Annotated in this window: 1 protein-coding gene; it reads left to right on the forward strand. The window is 61.2% G+C overall.

Features of this window, described 5'->3' with window-relative positions; genetic code table 11:
* Positions 1-92: 92 nt before the first annotated feature.
* Positions 93-704: transposase (locus KP010_RS22480; RefSeq protein WP_216281959.1), on the forward strand; the 612-nt coding region annotated here is incomplete at its 3' end.

Here is a 704-nt window from a genome sequence, read left to right on the forward strand (position 1 = left end):
CTCACGAATCCCCTCATTTTTTCTGACTCATTTTTGCCGCGGCGCTTCGCGAAACAAATTGTTAACGAATCGGTTTCGGAGATGGCGGGGCAATGCGGGCGACAACGCAACGGCTTGAATTCATACAGAACTACCTGACGTCCTTATTCGGCGGCGATCTGCATGCGAAGCGCGTCTGCTCCTTGTCGCTCGCTGTGCTTGGCGTGATGACGAGCGCGTCGCTCGCGGTGGCCGTCATCGGTCAGGCGCTCGCGCAGGCGCGCGGAAAATCGGCCAAGCACGCCATCAAGCAGGTCGACCGTCTCTTGAGCAATCAGGGCATAGAGGTGTGGGAGCTGCTCCCGCTCTGGATCGCGGAGACCATCGGCGCGAGCCGCGATCTCGTCGTCGCCATGGACTGGACCGAGTTCGACGCCGACGATCAATCGACGCTGGCGCTCAACCTCGTCACAAGGCACGGGCGCGCGCAGCCCTTGCTGTGGTTCTCCGTGTTCAAAGCCGAACTGTCGGGCAAGCGCAACGAGATCGAGGACGCTTGCCTCGTTCGGCTCAAAGAGGCGCTGCCCGAAGGAACGAAGGTGACGATCCTGGCCGACCGCGGCTTCGGCGACGTGAAGCTGTTCCGCTTTCTCGAGGAGATGGGCTTCGGCTATGTCATTCGTTTTCGTGGCGACACTTTCGTGAGCGCGGCCGATGGCGAGACG

The sequence above is a fragment of the Methylosinus sp. KRF6 genome (assembly GCF_018887255.1).
Classification (GTDB): Bacteria; Pseudomonadota; Alphaproteobacteria; order Rhizobiales; family Beijerinckiaceae; genus Methylosinus; species Methylosinus sporium.